The 14,997-nt window shown below is 43.1% G+C and carries 28 protein-coding genes; 2 read left to right on the top strand and 26 right to left on the bottom strand.

Annotation, left to right across the window (positions count from 1 at the left end; genetic code table 11):
- Positions 1 to 193 precede the first annotated feature (193 nt).
- A complete protein-coding gene (locus tag ACSUPM_RS03220; RefSeq protein ID WP_201566329.1) occupies positions 194 to 928 on the top strand; it encodes an elongation factor P hydroxylase in 735 nt (244 codons plus the stop codon).
- Positions 929 to 1,181: 253 nt separating this feature from the next.
- Positions 1,182 to 1,802, top strand: a complete 621-nt coding sequence (locus ACSUPM_RS03215) for an L-threonylcarbamoyladenylate synthase (RefSeq protein WP_025652196.1) — start codon at positions 1,182 to 1,184, stop codon at positions 1,800 to 1,802.
- Positions 1,803 to 1,892: 90 nt separating this feature from the next.
- Here ACSUPM_RS03215 and rplQ read toward each other — a convergent pair whose 3' ends face one another.
- The 26 genes from rplQ to rplD form a co-directional block, all read right to left on the bottom strand.
- A complete protein-coding gene (gene rplQ, locus ACSUPM_RS03210) occupies positions 1,893 to 2,252 on the bottom strand; it encodes a 50S ribosomal protein L17 (protein ID WP_025652195.1) in 360 nt (119 codons plus the stop codon).
- 19 nt (positions 2,253 to 2,271) lie between these two features.
- Positions 2,272 to 3,279 (bottom strand): DNA-directed RNA polymerase subunit alpha, encoded by a 1,008-nt coding sequence (locus tag ACSUPM_RS03205; RefSeq protein ID WP_201566328.1) that lies wholly within the window; start codon positions 3,277 to 3,279, stop codon positions 2,272 to 2,274.
- An 81-nt stretch (positions 3,280 to 3,360) separates the two neighbouring features.
- Complete coding sequence (rpsD, locus tag ACSUPM_RS03200) at positions 3,361 to 4,002, bottom strand: 30S ribosomal protein S4 (protein ID WP_010196731.1); 642 nt, start codon at positions 4,000 to 4,002, stop codon at positions 3,361 to 3,363.
- Positions 4,003 to 4,050: 48 nt separating this feature from the next.
- Positions 4,051 to 4,440, bottom strand: coding sequence for a 30S ribosomal protein S11 (gene rpsK, locus ACSUPM_RS03195; RefSeq protein ID WP_010196728.1), 390 nt, complete (start codon positions 4,438 to 4,440; stop codon positions 4,051 to 4,053).
- A 20-nt stretch (positions 4,441 to 4,460) separates the two neighbouring features.
- Entirely contained in the window at positions 4,461 to 4,817 is a 357-nt protein-coding gene (gene rpsM, locus ACSUPM_RS03190) for a 30S ribosomal protein S13 (RefSeq protein ID WP_021813384.1), read from the bottom strand.
- A gap of 254 nt (positions 4,818 to 5,071) precedes the next feature.
- Entirely contained in the window at positions 5,072 to 5,188 is a 117-nt protein-coding gene (rpmJ, locus tag ACSUPM_RS03185; protein ID WP_010196721.1) for a 50S ribosomal protein L36, read from the bottom strand.
- 32 nt (positions 5,189 to 5,220) lie between these two features.
- A complete protein-coding gene (secY, locus tag ACSUPM_RS03180; RefSeq protein WP_198015437.1) occupies positions 5,221 to 6,552 on the bottom strand; it encodes a preprotein translocase subunit SecY in 1,332 nt (443 codons plus the stop codon).
- A gap of 19 nt (positions 6,553 to 6,571) precedes the next feature.
- Complete coding sequence (rplO, locus tag ACSUPM_RS03175; RefSeq protein ID WP_010196716.1) at positions 6,572 to 7,012, bottom strand: 50S ribosomal protein L15; 441 nt, start codon at positions 7,010 to 7,012, stop codon at positions 6,572 to 6,574.
- Positions 7,012 to 7,191, bottom strand: a complete 180-nt coding sequence (rpmD, locus tag ACSUPM_RS03170) for a 50S ribosomal protein L30 (protein ID WP_025652192.1) — start codon at positions 7,189 to 7,191, stop codon at positions 7,012 to 7,014. The genes rplO and rpmD overlap by 1 nt, the downstream gene beginning before the upstream one ends.
- A gap of 20 nt (positions 7,192 to 7,211) precedes the next feature.
- The gene (gene rpsE, locus ACSUPM_RS03165) at positions 7,212 to 7,727 is read right to left on the bottom strand and encodes a 30S ribosomal protein S5 (RefSeq protein WP_010196711.1); all 516 of its coding nucleotides are present in this window, start codon (positions 7,725 to 7,727) and stop codon (positions 7,212 to 7,214) included.
- Between the two features lie 2 nt (positions 7,728 to 7,729).
- Positions 7,730 to 8,080, bottom strand: coding sequence for a 50S ribosomal protein L18 (gene rplR / locus ACSUPM_RS03160; RefSeq protein WP_025652191.1), 351 nt, complete (start codon positions 8,078 to 8,080; stop codon positions 7,730 to 7,732).
- Positions 8,081 to 8,091: 11 nt separating this feature from the next.
- Positions 8,092 to 8,625, bottom strand: a complete 534-nt coding sequence (gene rplF, locus ACSUPM_RS03155; protein WP_025652190.1) for a 50S ribosomal protein L6 — start codon at positions 8,623 to 8,625, stop codon at positions 8,092 to 8,094.
- A gap of 175 nt (positions 8,626 to 8,800) precedes the next feature.
- Entirely contained in the window at positions 8,801 to 9,199 is a 399-nt protein-coding gene (gene rpsH, locus ACSUPM_RS03150) for a 30S ribosomal protein S8 (protein WP_010196706.1), read from the bottom strand.
- An 11-nt stretch (positions 9,200 to 9,210) separates the two neighbouring features.
- A complete protein-coding gene (rpsN, locus tag ACSUPM_RS03145) occupies positions 9,211 to 9,516 on the bottom strand; it encodes a 30S ribosomal protein S14 (RefSeq protein WP_010196705.1) in 306 nt (101 codons plus the stop codon).
- Between the two features lie 12 nt (positions 9,517 to 9,528).
- On the bottom strand, positions 9,529 to 10,065 hold the full coding sequence (gene rplE, locus ACSUPM_RS03140; RefSeq protein WP_025652189.1) for a 50S ribosomal protein L5: 537 nt from the start codon (positions 10,063 to 10,065) through the stop codon (positions 9,529 to 9,531).
- A 21-nt stretch (positions 10,066 to 10,086) separates the two neighbouring features.
- Entirely contained in the window at positions 10,087 to 10,404 is a 318-nt protein-coding gene (rplX, locus tag ACSUPM_RS03135; protein WP_010196703.1) for a 50S ribosomal protein L24, read from the bottom strand.
- 8 nt (positions 10,405 to 10,412) lie between these two features.
- Complete coding sequence (gene rplN, locus ACSUPM_RS03130; RefSeq protein ID WP_010196702.1) at positions 10,413 to 10,781, bottom strand: 50S ribosomal protein L14; 369 nt, start codon at positions 10,779 to 10,781, stop codon at positions 10,413 to 10,415.
- Positions 10,782 to 10,962: 181 nt separating this feature from the next.
- Positions 10,963 to 11,235, bottom strand: coding sequence for a 30S ribosomal protein S17 (rpsQ, locus tag ACSUPM_RS03125; RefSeq protein ID WP_010196699.1), 273 nt, complete (start codon positions 11,233 to 11,235; stop codon positions 10,963 to 10,965).
- The gene (gene rpmC, locus ACSUPM_RS03120; protein ID WP_010196696.1) at positions 11,232 to 11,429 is read right to left on the bottom strand and encodes a 50S ribosomal protein L29; all 198 of its coding nucleotides are present in this window, start codon (positions 11,427 to 11,429) and stop codon (positions 11,232 to 11,234) included. Before rpmC ends, rpsQ begins: the two co-directional genes overlap by 4 nt.
- Positions 11,429 to 11,842: a 50S ribosomal protein L16 gene (gene rplP, locus ACSUPM_RS03115; protein WP_010196693.1), complete on the bottom strand. Its 414-nt coding sequence runs from the start codon at positions 11,840 to 11,842 to the stop codon at positions 11,429 to 11,431. Before rplP ends, rpmC begins: the two co-directional genes overlap by 1 nt.
- A 3-nt stretch (positions 11,843 to 11,845) precedes the next feature.
- Positions 11,846 to 12,574 (bottom strand): 30S ribosomal protein S3, encoded by a 729-nt coding sequence (gene rpsC / locus ACSUPM_RS03110; RefSeq protein WP_010196691.1) that lies wholly within the window; start codon positions 12,572 to 12,574, stop codon positions 11,846 to 11,848.
- 3 nt (positions 12,575 to 12,577) lie between these two features.
- The gene (gene rplV / locus ACSUPM_RS03105) at positions 12,578 to 12,907 is read right to left on the bottom strand and encodes a 50S ribosomal protein L22 (RefSeq protein ID WP_010196689.1); all 330 of its coding nucleotides are present in this window, start codon (positions 12,905 to 12,907) and stop codon (positions 12,578 to 12,580) included.
- A 10-nt stretch (positions 12,908 to 12,917) separates the two neighbouring features.
- Positions 12,918 to 13,193, bottom strand: coding sequence for a 30S ribosomal protein S19 (gene rpsS / locus ACSUPM_RS03100; protein WP_021813372.1), 276 nt, complete (start codon positions 13,191 to 13,193; stop codon positions 12,918 to 12,920).
- 12 nt (positions 13,194 to 13,205) lie between these two features.
- Positions 13,206 to 14,033, bottom strand: coding sequence for a 50S ribosomal protein L2 (gene rplB / locus ACSUPM_RS03095; RefSeq protein ID WP_025652187.1), 828 nt, complete (start codon positions 14,031 to 14,033; stop codon positions 13,206 to 13,208).
- Positions 14,034 to 14,044: 11 nt separating this feature from the next.
- Positions 14,045 to 14,395 (bottom strand): 50S ribosomal protein L23, encoded by a 351-nt coding sequence (gene rplW, locus ACSUPM_RS03090; RefSeq protein WP_025652186.1) that lies wholly within the window; start codon positions 14,393 to 14,395, stop codon positions 14,045 to 14,047.
- On the bottom strand, positions 14,392 to 14,994 hold the full coding sequence (gene rplD / locus ACSUPM_RS03085) for a 50S ribosomal protein L4 (protein ID WP_025652185.1): 603 nt from the start codon (positions 14,992 to 14,994) through the stop codon (positions 14,392 to 14,394). The genes rplW and rplD overlap by 4 nt, the downstream gene beginning before the upstream one ends.
- Positions 14,995 to 14,997: the final 3 nt, after the last annotated feature.

Here is a 14,997-nt window from a genome sequence, read left to right as displayed (position 1 = left end):
ATCAGGATATTAACCAGCTATTTGATGATGTTTGGCAAGATTTAACCATTTTTAACCCATTTAAATGACTATCGAGTGAATTGAAGACACGCTTTAGTTCTCAGTTTACATCTATCTTTATATTGCCTATTACTCGCTTATATCTATAGAGCCCTAGTACTCTCTTTTGTCTTATTTGGTCACCCTTTTATTTATGATATCGCCTGCTACTAATCCTAATTTTTCTGAATTATGGTCGTCTATTGACAAAGATCTTCTGCTCCAGTGTCTGATGAATTTAGAAGATGAAGCGTTAAAATCCTGTTGTAGTACGTCAAAACCTAGCATACCCAATGATAAGACAAACGAAAACCTAAAAGAGTTGGCAGTGCAATGGCAAAATATCTCTAAGAGAGTTGACTCTACAGAAGATAGCGAACAAGCAGCGACTAGCTGGCTTATTGATCTATTTAATACCTTATTTGCCGAACAGCAAGTGATATTAGCTCGCGGTGATGGTGAACCAGAATACTTCCCTGCTCAAGACCAGCAGCCAGCACGAATTGAATTCGCGCATGGATTTTTTGCCAGTGCGCTGCATGAGTGCAGCCATTGGTGTGTCGCTGGTAAAGAACGTAGAGGCTTAAGCGACTTTGGCTACTGGTATGCACCTGATGGACGTACGGCCGCTCAGCAGCAAGCGTTTGAGCGTGTAGAGATTAAACCACAAGCCCTTGAATGCTTATTCACTCTTGTCTGTGGCCGCCGCTTTCAAGTCTCTCAAGATAATTTGTTTGCCGACTTCGATACCAGCGGTAGCACTTTTGCTCGGGACGTTTATCTACAAGTTGAAGCTTATATTACTGACCCTCATACACTACCGCGGGATGCTAAAACTTTACTGTGCATATTACTGCAAGTTTGTAACGATAAATCAACCAGTACCTAGCCACTATAAATTTCTATACCTTCCCTTACGGGCATAATTCTAATCCGTTAACGATTTCCTACCCATCGTAACGCCTTGCCAATAAACTTATATGGGCTTTAGGCTATACTGTTAGATAAAGAGTTTCTATTTCAGTCTCAACAGTATGTTAAGTTGATAAAATTTTAATTTATTACTAAAGATATTTTAATAAAAATAATTGATCGACCATTCTAAAAGCCTATAACTCATAATTATAAAATAAGGAATTGTTATGCAAGTACTCTATATCCATCCAGAAAATCCGCAGCCACGTCTTATTGAGCAAGCCGCTGACTTATTGCGTAAGGATCAGTTGATTATCTATCCAACCGATACCAGCTATGCTTTTGGGTGTCGTCTAGGTGCCAAAGATGCGCTAGAAAAGCTCAAGCAAATACGCGCGCTTGATGAAAAGCATCAATTTACCTTGCTATGTCGTGACCTAAGTGAGATTGCCAATTACGCTGCTGTAGACAATGTACAATTCAAACAGCTCAAGGCACACACCCCTGCCCCTATCACATTCATTTTAAATGCCACCAAAGATGTGCCGAAGAAGTTAGCACACGCGAAGAAAAAAACCATTGGTATCCGCGTACCGAGCAACCCTATCGCTCAAGCGCTTTTAGAAGCCATGGATGAGCCTATTTTAACCAGCTCATTAATATTACCGAATCGTGATGACATACTTGATGATCCATTCGAGATAGAAGATTTGTTAGGCAACCAAATAGATGGTCTCATTAATGCTGGTATCAAAACGACCAAACTTACCACTATCGTTGATATGACTAGCGGCAAACCTGAAGTTATCAGACAAGGCGCTGCCAACGTCGATTCATTACTGCTCTAATAAATGAATAATGTGATTAACCAAATTTAAGACATAAAAAAAAGCTCCAATTAATTGGAGCTTTTTTTATCTTACGAGTAGCGTATAAAATTAGTCGCGATCAACCAATTCTACATAAGCCATTGGCGCATTATCACCATCACGGTGACCGCATTTTACGATACGCAAATAACCACCTGGACGCGCTTGGTAACGAGGACCTAACGTGCCAAATAATTTGCCTACCATAGCTTTGCTACGCATACGGCTAAACGCTAAACGACGATTAGCAACGCTGTCTTCTTTAGCCATAGTGATTAATGGCTCGGCAACGCGACGTAACTCTTTTGCTTTTGGTAAAGTTGTTTTGATCAGTTCATGCTCAAATAATGAGTTGGTCATGTTCTGAAACATTGCCTTACGATGACTGCCGGTACGACCCAGCTTGACTCCACTCTTACGATGGCGCATAGTCAAAAATCCTTAAAGTTTAACGGCTACGATAAGAAAAGCGATCATCAACACGTAAATCAGCTGGTGGCCAGTTATCTAGGCGCATACCAAGCTCCAAATCTTTAGACGCTAACACGTCCTTGATTTCCGTTAATGATTTCTTACCAAGATTTGGGGTTTTAAGTAGTTCAGTCTCTGAACGCTGTACCAAATCACCGATATAGTAAATGTTTTCAGCTTTCAAGCAGTTGGCTGAGCGAACCGTTAGTTCAAGATCGTCCACAGGGCGTAATAGCACCGGATCAACCTCTTCTTTTTCTTTCACAGGCTCAGGCGCTTCTTCAGCTTCTAGGTCAACAAAGATAGAAATCTGTTGTTGTAAAATAGTGGCTGCTTTACGAATTGCTTCTTCTGGATCTATAGTGCCATTAGTTTCAAGCTCAATGATAAGACGATCAAGATCAGTACGTTGTTCTACACGTGCGTTCTCAACCTGATAAGCAACACGAAGCACAGGACTAAAACTTGCATCAAGTTTCAAGCGGCCAATTGCTTTCGTATCACCATCTTCACGGCGCTGGTTTGCTGGCTCATATCCACGACCCATTACTACACGCAAACGCATCTTAAGATGACCACGGTCGCTTAATGTACCTAATACCAATTCTGGATTGATAATATCTACATTATGCGGTAACGCGATGTCTGCGGCAGTAATAGTGCCTGGACCTTGTTTATCCAAGGTCAAAGATACTTCATTTTGGTCATGAAGCGTGATGGCCAAGCCTTTTAAGTTCAAAAGCAGGTCAAGCACGTCTTCTTGCAATCCTTCAAGCGTTGAGTATTCATGGTCAACACCATCAATCTCAGCTTCAATGACTGCAGCACCAGGTAATGAAGATAACAAGATGCGACGTAAGGCATTACCTAGGGTATGCCCAAAGCCGCGTTCTAACGGTTCGAGCGTGACTTTCGCAATCGTTTCGTTAACCGTGTCCACGTTAATGGCATTCGGCGTTAGAAACTCAGTTGCATTTAGCATCATGATGTCACCTCGATTTATTTAACTGGTTTAATTAACGCTATTTAATCAATGTTATTATTATAACATTGATTAATACGTCAGTTATTTAGAGTATAGCTCAACGATCAAGCTTTCGTTGATTTCAGCAGGTAGATCAATACGATCAGGTGCTTGTTTAAAAGTACCTTGTAGTTTGCTGTGATCAACATCTAGCCATTCTGGAATACCACGTTGTGTCGCCAGTTCAATAGCGTTTTTGATACGTAGTTGTTCGCGAGACTTCTCTTGGATAGCGATGACATCACCATCTTGTAGCTGAATTGATGGAATGTTCACACGAACAAACTCATCACGGCCAGCTTTTTTTACCATAACAGTACGATGACTGACTAGCTGACGTGCTTCAGCGCGCGTTGAGCCAAAGCCCATGCGATATACCACGTTATCTAGACGACTCTCAAGCATTGCTAGTAGGTTTTCACCTGTAGCGCCACGCTTACGAGCAGCTTCTTTATAGTAGTTAGCGAACTGACGCTCAAGTACACCATAGATACGCTTAACTTTCTGCTTTTCACGCAGCTGTAGAGCATATTCTGAGGTCTTGTTACGGCTTACACCATGTTGACCTGGTGGACGACCAGCTTTCTTAGTTTTAACGTCGTATGGTTTAACGCCAGACTTAAGACCTAAGTCCGTACCTTCACGACGTGATAATTTTAGTTTTGGTCCAATATAGCGGGCCATTGTTATGTCTCCTATAAGCTTTTGGGATAAAAAGCTTCGTCTTTAATATTAGACGCGGCGCTTTTTCGGCGCACGGCAACCATTGTGTGGGATTGGGGTTACATCAGAGATGCTGTTGACTTTATAACCCAATGCACCTAGTGCTCTTACCGCAGACTCACGACCCGGTCCTGGTCCTTTGACCAAAACGTCGATATTCTTAACACCATATTCTTGAGCCGCTTTACCAGCGACTTCAGCTGCAACCTGCGCTGCAAATGGTGTAGATTTACGTGAACCACGGAAGCCTTGTCCACCTGAAGTGGCCCAAGCCAATGCATTACCCTGACGATCGGTAATCGTAACAATGGTGTTATTAAAAGACGCATGGATATGGGCTATGCCCTCCGATACTGAACGACGAGCCACCTTTTTGCGACTGCGAGTGTCTTTTGCCATCTTTTAGCTTCCTAAGTTAATTATCTTTTGAGAGGGCGTGTCGGACCCTTACGAGTACGAGCGTTGTTTTTGGTGTTCTGACCTCTAACTGGTAGGTTACGACGATGGCGGATGCCACGGTAACAACCGAGATCAACTAAACGCTTGATATTCATTGACACTTCACGACGAAGATCACCTTCCGTCATGTAATTTGCAACTTGTGCACGGATAGCATCTAACTGTGTATCATCTAACTGACTGACTTTAGTAGTAGGGGCAATGCCAACTGCTTCTAAGATTTTCTGAGCAGTGGTACGGCCTACACCAAAGATGTAAGTTAATGAAATAACAGCATGCTTATTATCCGGAATGTTTACGCCGGCAATACGAGCCATTGATTTCTCTCCATTAAAGAAAAATAAGCTTTATTTATCAATAAGGCTTTAATTTTCAGATTTTTTGCTGTCAATACTAAAGCTTCTATAATTATTATCGCTGTTTTGACTTGTGAACAAGTCCGTTCATTGACGCTATTATAAAAGTTTTTGCATAAACTACGGCAAGTGGCGGATGATATCGCATCCGCCGTTGTTTTTCAAGTATTAATTTAACTAGTAGGTTGAGCGTGTTGCTTTACCCTACTCAAATATTAACCTTGACGTTGCTTGTGGCGCGGTTCTGCTGTACAAATAATATGTACACGGCCTTTACGGCGTACAACTTTACAGCTACCACAAATCTTTTTAACTGATGCTTGAACTTTCATAGCATACTCCTTTGAGATATCGTACCGCTCATTTAAGGTTGAGTGGGCGATTGAATTAACGTCTGATCATGATATTGATGGGTCATCAAATGCGCTTGAATTTGCGAGATGAAGTCCATTACCACAACCACCATAATCAGTAGCGACGTACCACCAAGTTGAAACGGTACACCAAACGATGACTGGACGACCATTGGCATTAAACAAATAACCGTAATATACATCGCGCCAATAAAGGTCAGTCGGTTTAATACATGATCGAGATAACGCTGAGTTTGTTGTCCTGGGCGAATACCTGGGATATACGCACCACTACGTTTAAGGTTTTCTGCCACTTCACGCGGACTAAATACCAAAGCCGTGTAGAAATAACAGAAGAAAATAATCATTGCACCGAACAGTACTAAATATAGCGGTTGCCCTGGGGACAATACCAATGCCATATTTTGCAATATTTTTTGTACAAAGGTAGGATCAGTTGATTGACCAACCCACTGCCCTAAACTTGCTGGAAATAACAATAGCGAACTGGCAAAAATGGCTGGGATAACCCCTGCCATGTTAAGCTTCAACGGCAAATGTGATTGCTGCTGCGCATAGATCTTACGACCTTGCTGTTGCTTCTGTGCATAGTTTACTGGTACACGACGCTGGGCACGTTCAATATAGACGATACCCGCGGTAACCGCGATACCTAGCAGTACAAAAATAAAGAGCACAATCAAGTTCATTTGACCTTGATTGACCTGTTCAATAGATTGCGAAATCATACCTGGCGTACCAGCCACAATACTGGCAAAAATCAGCATTGAAATACCATTACCTACACCACGCTCTGTAATCTGCTCACCAAGCCACATCAAGAACATAGCGCCTGCGACCAATGAAGTCACGGCTGGAATATAAAAAGTCAAACCAGAAGATAGGGTAAGATTTTGGCTGATTAAGCCAGCACACATTCCTAATGACTGTACTAGGGCTAAAGCAAGTGTCCCTTGACGGGTATACTTATTTAGCTTGCGTCGTCCTGCTTCACCTTCTTTTTTGAGGGCTTCAAGCGATGGCAACACTGCAGACATCATCTGTACGATAATAGATGCAGAGATATATGGCATGATGCCAAGTGCCATGATGGACATACGCTCTAGCGCACCACCTGAGAACATGTTAAACATGCTCAGAATGGTATTTTCGTTGCGCGAAAACAGATCAGCCAAATTAACGGGGTTAATACCCGGTACCGGAATGTGTGACCCTAAACGATAAACAATCAATGCGCCGATTAAGAATAATAAACGCGTCCATAGCTCATCATACTTACGTATAAAAGCAAATGGATTGAGCGGTATACCAGCCGATGACATTGATTGTTTTGACACGTTACTACTCCTCGATGCTACCACCAGCAGCTTCGATTGCTTGCTTAGCGCCTTTAGTCACTTTGATACCTTTAAAGGTATAAGCTTTGGTCACTTCGCCTGATAACATTACACGAGCACGCTTCATATCATGACGGATAAGGTTGGCAGCTTTAAGTGTTTCAATGCTGACAACATCGCCTTCAATTTTGTTCAATTCAGACAGACGAACTTCAGCAGTCGTCATTGCCATTCTACTGGTAAAACCAAATTTTGGTAGACGGCGATATAAAGGCATTTGACCACCTTCAAATCCTGAGCGTATGCTAGAACCTGAACGAGATTTCTGACCTTTTACACCACGACCACCAGTCTTACCAAGACCTGAACCGATACCACGACCACGACGTTGGGCAGTTTTCTTTGCGCCAACACCTGGTGATAATTCATTTAATCTAAGACCCATTACGCTTCCTCCACTTTTACCAAGTAGTTAACGCGATTGACCATACCACGAGTTGAAGGAGTATCTTCTACTACAACAGAATGATTAATACGGCGTAAACCCAATCCTTTCAAGCATGCTTTGTGGCTCTTTAGGCGATGGGCACCCGATTTCAATTGAGTGACTTTCATTTTTTTCATCGTAACTCACCTAGTCTAAGTTAACCCAAGATTTCGTCTACAGATTTACCACGTTTCGCTGCCATCTTCTCTGGAGTTGACATATCACGTAAACCGTTAAACGTAGCGCGAACCACGTTAGCAGTATTGGTAGAACCATAACATTTAGTCAAAACATCTTTGACACCAGCAACTTCTAACACAGCACGCATTGCGCCACCAGCGATTACGCCAGTACCTTCAGATGCAGGCTGCATGTAGACTTTACTAGCACCATGACGTGCTTTGATCGGATGATACAAAGTTGCATCGTTGAGCTCAACAGTAATCATATTGCGTTTAGCAGCTTCTAGTGCTTTTTGAATAGCAGCTGGCACTTCACGTGCTTTACCACGACCAAAGCCAACGCGGCCATTGCCATCGCCCACTACGGTTAACGCAGTGAAAGAGAAAATACGACCACCTTTAACTACTTTTGCAACGCGATCAACGGTAACTAAGCGTTCTACTAGACCGTCAGTCTGTTCATTTTTATCATTTTTATCATTTCTAGCCATGATTAAAACTCCAATCCGTTTTCGCGAGCCGCTTCAGCTAAAGCTTTTACTCGACCATGATATTTAAAACCACTACGGTCAAAGGCAACTTTAGTAATACCAGCTGCTTTTGCGCGTTCTGCGATTAATTGGCCTACAGACGTCGCTGCATCAGCATTACCAGTCGCGCCTGAACGCAAGCTGCTGTCTAAGGTAGATGCCTGAGCAATCACTTCACCACCGTTCGGAGAGATAATCTGGGCATAAATATGTTTCGGCGTACGGTTAACCGTTAGACGATGTGCGCCTAAATGACGGATATGTGCGCGGGTTTTCTTTGCTCGACGTAGACGAGCTGCTTTTTTATCAAACATTTCAACTCACCTTATTTTTTCTTGGCTTCTTTGCGAATCACATGCTCGTCACTATAACGAATACCTTTACCTTTATAAGGCTCTGGTGGACGGAAAGCGCGGATATTAGCCGCTGCTTGACCAAGCTGCTGTTTATTGTTTGATTTCAAAACAATTTCAGTTTGCGTTGGGGTTTCAGCCGACACACCTTCAGGTAGCGTATATTCTACTGGATGTGAGTAACCAACGTTTAGCGTTACTTTATTACCAGTAGCTTGAGCACGATAACCAACACCAATTAGTTGAAGACGTCTTTCAAAGCCTTCATTCACGCCTGTAACATAGTTGTTAAGCAAAGCGCGCATGGTGCCAGTGTGCATCATGGCTTCTTTTGAATCGACTGTAGGTGAGAAAATGATTGCATCATCTTCCTGTTTCAGCTCGACCAATTCATGCAGGCGTAAAGACAAATTGCCGTTCTTGCCTTTAACTTCGACCTGCCGATCGTTCAAAGTAACACTTACGCCGTTAGGCAGTGCTACTGGGGCTTTAGCCACACGAGACATAGGAATATTCCTTAAAAAATTAACTTACTTCTATTAGCGAAAAAACTAACAGGCTAAAAAGCGTGTTAGTTTAGCATAATTGATGGCGTTAGACACCTATCAATTTGAAATAATTTATAATTACTCAATTGATAGAAGTCTAACAAGCATCAAATAGACTTTATCGTCGTGTAGCTTACGCTACAAATGCAACGATTTCACCACCGATACCAGCAGCGCGTGCAGCACGATCGCTCATGATACCTTGACTGGTTGATACGATAGCAACACCCATACCTTGTTTAACAGTAGGGATAGCGTCTTTACCGCGATGCTGGCGTAAACCAGGACGGCTGAAACGTTGAATCGTTTCGATAACAGCTTTACCTTCGAAGTATTTTAGTTCGATAGTTAGTGTGGCTTTATTGTTGTCTTGTTCAGTGACAACAGCGTTCGCTACATAACCTTCGCTAACCAGTAAATCAGCAATTGATTTACGTAGTTTAGAGCTCGGCATTGCTACCGATACTTTGTTAGCCATTTGTGCGTTACGAATACGGGTTAGCATATCCCCAACGGTATCTTGCATACTCATATAGTTACTCCTTACCAGCTTGCTTTACGAACACCAGGCACATCGCCTTGCATGACACGCTCACGCAGCATATTGCGTGATAAGCCAAACTTGCGGAAGTAACCGTGAGGACGACCGGTGATAGCACAACGATTGCGCAGACGTACTGGTGATGAGTTACGTGGAAGAGCTTGTAGCTCTAGCATCGCTTCCATACGAGTTTCGTCACTTGCAGTCATATCACTGATAGTTTCTTTTAGCTTGATACGCTTTTCAGCATATTTAGCAACCATTTTTTCGCGCTTCAATTCGCGGTTAATCATGCTCTTCTTTGCCATAACGTCTTTACCTTATTTAAATGGGAAGCCGAATGCTTTAAGCAACGCGCGACCTTCTTCATCAGATTGAGCTGACGTGGTGATTGTTACATCCATACCGCGGATACGATCAATCTTGTCAAAGTCTACTTCTGGGAATACGATTTGTTCTTTGATACCCAATGAGTAGTTACCACGTCCGTCAAAGGCTTTAGGTGAAAAACCACGGAAATCACGAATACGAGGAATTGCAATGGCAATGAGACGATCTAAAAATTCGTACATTTGCTCACCGCGTAGCGTTACTTTACAGCCAATTGGCCATTCTTCACGAATCTTAAAGCCAGCAACTGATTTACGCGCTTTAGTGACCACAGGTTTTTGACCAGCAATAGCGGTCATGTCGGCTACTGCACCTTCAAGCAATTTCTTGTCTTGAGACGCGCCGCCTACACCCATGTTAAGTGTGATTTTAGTGATTTTAGGCACTTGCATCACGTTCGCTAAACCAAGGTCTTCTTTGATTTGCTGCTTTAGTTCATCGTTATATAAAGATTTTAATCTTGCCATTACCATTACACCCTTAGTGTCTTACGCAGTCGCCACTACTTCACCGTTCGAACGATAGACGCGTTGTTTATTGCCGTCTTCGCCGAACTGATAAGTAATACGATCAGCTTTTTGGGTTTGCGCATTTAATATTGCGACATTTGAAATATGCAGAAAAGCTTCTTGCTTAAGAATGCCACCTTCAACGCCAGTCGCCTGATTTGGCTTCTGATGTTTAGTAACAATATTAATGCCTTCTACTTTAATACGATCATTTTTTACAGCTTGTACAGTACCTTGTTTGCCTTTATCTTTACCAGCAATCACGATAACTGTATCGCCTTTACGTAATTTTGACATGGATTACCTCACAATACTTCTGGTGCTAGGGATACAATTTTCATAAACTGATCACCACGTAGTTCACGAGTTACCGGTCCAAAAATACGAGTTGCAATCGGTGCTTTGTTTTGGTTCAACAATACCGCAGCATTGTCATCAAAACGCAGAACAGAACCATCAGGACGACGAACGCCTTTTTTGGTACGTACAACTACCGCATTCATCACGTCGCCTTTTTTAACACGACCGCGAGGAATGGCTTCTTTAACCGTTACTTTAATAATGTCGCCAACTGATGCATAACGACGATGAGAGCCACCCAGTACTTTAATGCACTGAACTCGCCTTGCACCGCTATTGTCTGCAACTTCCAGCATTGACTCAACCTGAATCATAGCGTTACTCCACACGTATGAGCAATAAAAACCAGTTGCTGCCGCTAGCACAGTATGAGTAGTCGGCATTTTAATATAAATAACCGCTGCTACTCTTAATGTGAGTGATATACGCTCGGCGCAATCAGCATCCTTAAAAAGGCGGCTATTTTAACAGCTTCTGGCTTTTAATGCAATTTACTTAGATTTTTTCTACTTTTTCAACCACATCAACTAAAGTCCAAGACTTAGTTTTTGAGATTGGACGCGTTTCTTTGATGCGGACAAGGTCGCCTTGTTGGCAAACGTTATTCTCATCATGAGCTTTGATTTTTGTAGAACGACGAAGCTGCTTGCCATACAAAGGATGACGAACCAGACGTTCAATCAAAACTGTGATGGACTTGTCCATCTTGTCGCTGACAACTCTTCCTGTCAATACGCTAGCATTAGCTGTTTGATTGTTATCGCTCATGAGTCGCCTCGTTGTTTCTCGTTAATCAAAGTCTGAATCTGAGCAATCGTGCGACGATTGCCTCTGACTTCATGGGTATTACCCAACTGACCAGTTGCTTTAGCCATACGAATACGGAAAGCATCAAGTTGCTTTTCATCAAGTAACTGGGTCAGTTCTTCTAATGATTTATCACGTAATTCACTGATCTTCATTACATTATCGTCCGCTTAACAATGGTAGTTTTAAAGGGCAGTTTTGCTGCAGCAAGCGTGAAAGCTTCACGTGCAAGCTCTTCTGGTACCCCTTCAATTTCATATAGCACTTTACCAGGTTTGATTTCGCATACCCAATACTCTACAGGACCTTTACCTTTACCCATACGTACTTCTAATGGTTTATTAGTAATTGGTTTGTCTGGGAATACACGAATCCAAATCTTACCACCACGCTTAATCTTACGAGTAATGGTACGACGTGCCGCTTCAATTTGACGGGCTGTCATACGACCGCGCGTCAATGATTTTAGACCAATTTGTCCGAATGCAACGGTGCTTCCACGATGAGCTAGCCCAGTGTTACGACCTTTGTGCATTTTACGAAACTTGGTACGTTTTGGCTGTAACATAGTTTAACCTCTGTCTGAGTTTCGACGGTTTCCGTTTCCACGACCACGGCGTTTTGGCGCACGAGTCTGCTCTTCTTTGACCGGATTATAAACACTGTTCATACCGTCAAGGATTTCTCCGCGGAAGATCCAAACTTTTACACCGATGGTGCCGTAAGTTGTTTCTGCACGTACTGACGCATAGTCAATATCAGCGCGAAGTGTATGTAATGGCACACGGCCTTCACGATACCATTCACTACGAGCAATCTCAGCACCACCAAGACGGCCAGACAGCTCAACTTTAATGCCTTTAGCACCAGAACGCATGCTGTTCTGTACGGCGCGTTTCATCGCACGGCGGAACATAACACGACGCTCAAGCTGACTTCCGATACCATCTGCTACCAAACGTGCATCAAGATCAGGTGACGTGATTTCTTCAATGTTGACCTGAGCAGGTACGCCCATAATTTTGGTCAATTCTTTTTGAAGTCTTTCGATATCTTCGCCTTTTTTGCCGATAACAATACCAGGACGCGCAGTGGCGATGGTAATCTTAGCGGCGCCAGTAGGACGCTCGATCATGATGTTGCTGATCATAGCGTTGTCTAGCTTTTTGCGTAGATACTCACGAACTTGAATGTCGTTGATGAGGTATTCTGAGTATTGTTTAGGGTTAGCATACCAGTTTGCGTTATGCTTTTTGACAACACCAAGACGAATTCCGATTGGATGTACTTTTTGACCCATAACTTATTCTCCTACCTTTATAGTGATGTGACAGGTACGCTTACTGATACGATCAGCGCGACCTTTAGCACGTGGTAGGATACGTTTTAGCGTAATGCCTTCATCAACGTATATAGTTGATACTTTAAGCGTATCAATGTCTAAACCGTTGTTGTTTTCGGCATTGGCGATGGCTGAGTTAAGACATTTCTTAACAAACACAGCACCTTTTTTATTACTATACGTTAGGATATCCAAAGCACGCTCGATAGATTTGCCACGAACTTCATCAGCAACGAGTCTAACTTTTTGTGCCGATATGGCGGCACCGCGTAATTTTGCAGTTACTTCCATGGTAAGCACCTTATTTCTTAGCTTTTCTGTCAATGCCATGACCACGATACGTACGAGTCGGGGCAAATTCACCTAGTTTATGACCAACCATCTGTTCGCTCACGATAACCGGTACATGAGTACGGCCGTTGTGAACAGATAAAGTTAGGCCAACCATTTGTGGCAGAATCATCGAGCGGCGCGACCAAGTCTTAATTGGCTTGCGTGAGTTGGTGTCTAATGCATTCTCAACTTTAGCAAACAAGTGCGCGTCTATGAATGGACCTTTTTTCAATGAACGAGGCATGAAATTCTTCCTTTATTTCTTCTTGGCGCGACGGCGGATGATCATGTTGTCAGTACGCTTATTATGACGCGTTTTAAGTCCTTTAGACTTCTGACCCCAAGGGCTGGTTGGATGGCGACCTTTGTTACGACCTTCACCACCACCGTGTGGGTGATCAACCGGGTTCATAGCGACACCACGAACAGAAGGACGAATACCGCGCCAACGTGAAGCACCGGCTTTACCAAGTGATTTCAAGTTGTTTTCAGTGTTCGATACTTCACCAATAACAGCACGGCAATTCACATGAACGCGGCGAGTTTCGCCAGAACGCATACGTAGAATAGCATAAATACCGTCACGACCTAGTAATTGAACACTAGCACCCGCAGAACGAGCCATCTGTGCACCTTTACCGATTTTAAGCTCGATATTGTGAATCACAGTACCCAATGGGATGTTTTTCAACGGTAAACAGTTACCTGGACGGATAGGTGAAGTTTCACCTGACATCACGGTATCACCAACTGCTTGTTTTTTAGCAGCAATGATATAGCGACGCTCACCATCAGCATACTTAAGTAAGGCAATATGTGCAGTACGGTTAGGATCGTATTCAATACGCTCTACAGTAGCTGGGATATTGTCTTTGGTGCGTTTAAAATCGATAATACGATAATGTTGCTTATGACCACCACCGATGTGACGAGTCGTTATGCGACCATTATTGTTACGACCACCTGACTTACTTTTTGATTCGAGAAGCGCTGCATAAGGACGACCTTTATAAAGGTGTGGATGCACCACTTTTTCAACAAAACGACGGCCTGGTGATGTTGGCTTTGCTCTTACGATAGGCATGAGTGTAATCCTTATTCGTTATTCGCTGTTTCACTAGTAGAAGCAGTCGTATTCGCGACCTCTTCACCAGCATCAGCCATTTGTACATCTTGACCAGCTTTTAAGGTAACATAGGCTTTTTTGTAGTCATTACGACGGCCGATGCTTTTACCAAAACGCTTTGTCTTACCTTTAACGTTCAAAGTGTTTACTTTTAAAACTTCAACACCTTCAAACATCATCTCAACTGCTTTTTTAACTTCAAGCTTAGTAGCGTTAGAGTCAATTTTAAATACTTGCACACCAAATGAGTCGCCAAGCATTTGAGATTTCTCTGAGAATACAGGTCCTCTTAGGATCTGATAAAGTCTTGCGTTATTCATGCTAGTGCTTCCTCAAATTGTTTCGCAGCTTCAACTGACATGATCACTTTATCAAAAGCGATCAAACTCACTGGGTCCACTTCGTTTGTACCAAGTACATTGACGTGTGGAATGTTGCGAGCGGCTAAGTATAAGTTTTCGTCAACGTCTTTGGTAACGATTAGTGCACGAGGTGCGCCCAAATCATTTAACTTGGCGATAAGCTCTTTGGTCTTAGGCCCAGAAACGCTCAACTCTTCAACCAAAATCAGACGCTCTTGGCGAATCAATTCGGCTAGGATACACTGCATAGCACCGCGATACATCTTACGGTTAACTTTCTGTGACCAATCTTGTGGTTTGGCCGCAAATGCACGACCGCCCCCACGCCAGATAGGGCTACGAATAGAGCCTGCACGAGCGCGACCAGTACCTTTTTGGCGCCATGGCTTGATGCCACCGCCAGAAACTTCGGCACGGGTTTTTTGTGCACGTGTACCCTGGCGAGCACCAGCAAGATATGCGGTGACGACTTGATGCACTAATGCTTCGTTGAATTCACGACCAAAAGCCGTATCAGAAAGCTCAACCGCCGCACCTGTAACTGTTTTTAAATCCACGTT

The sequence above is a fragment of the Psychrobacter okhotskensis genome, assembly GCF_965638355.1.
Classification (GTDB): domain Bacteria; phylum Pseudomonadota; class Gammaproteobacteria; order Pseudomonadales; family Moraxellaceae; genus Psychrobacter; species Psychrobacter okhotskensis.
Note: the sequence above shows the minus strand (reverse complement) of the source record. Positions and strands in the feature narration are given on the sequence as shown.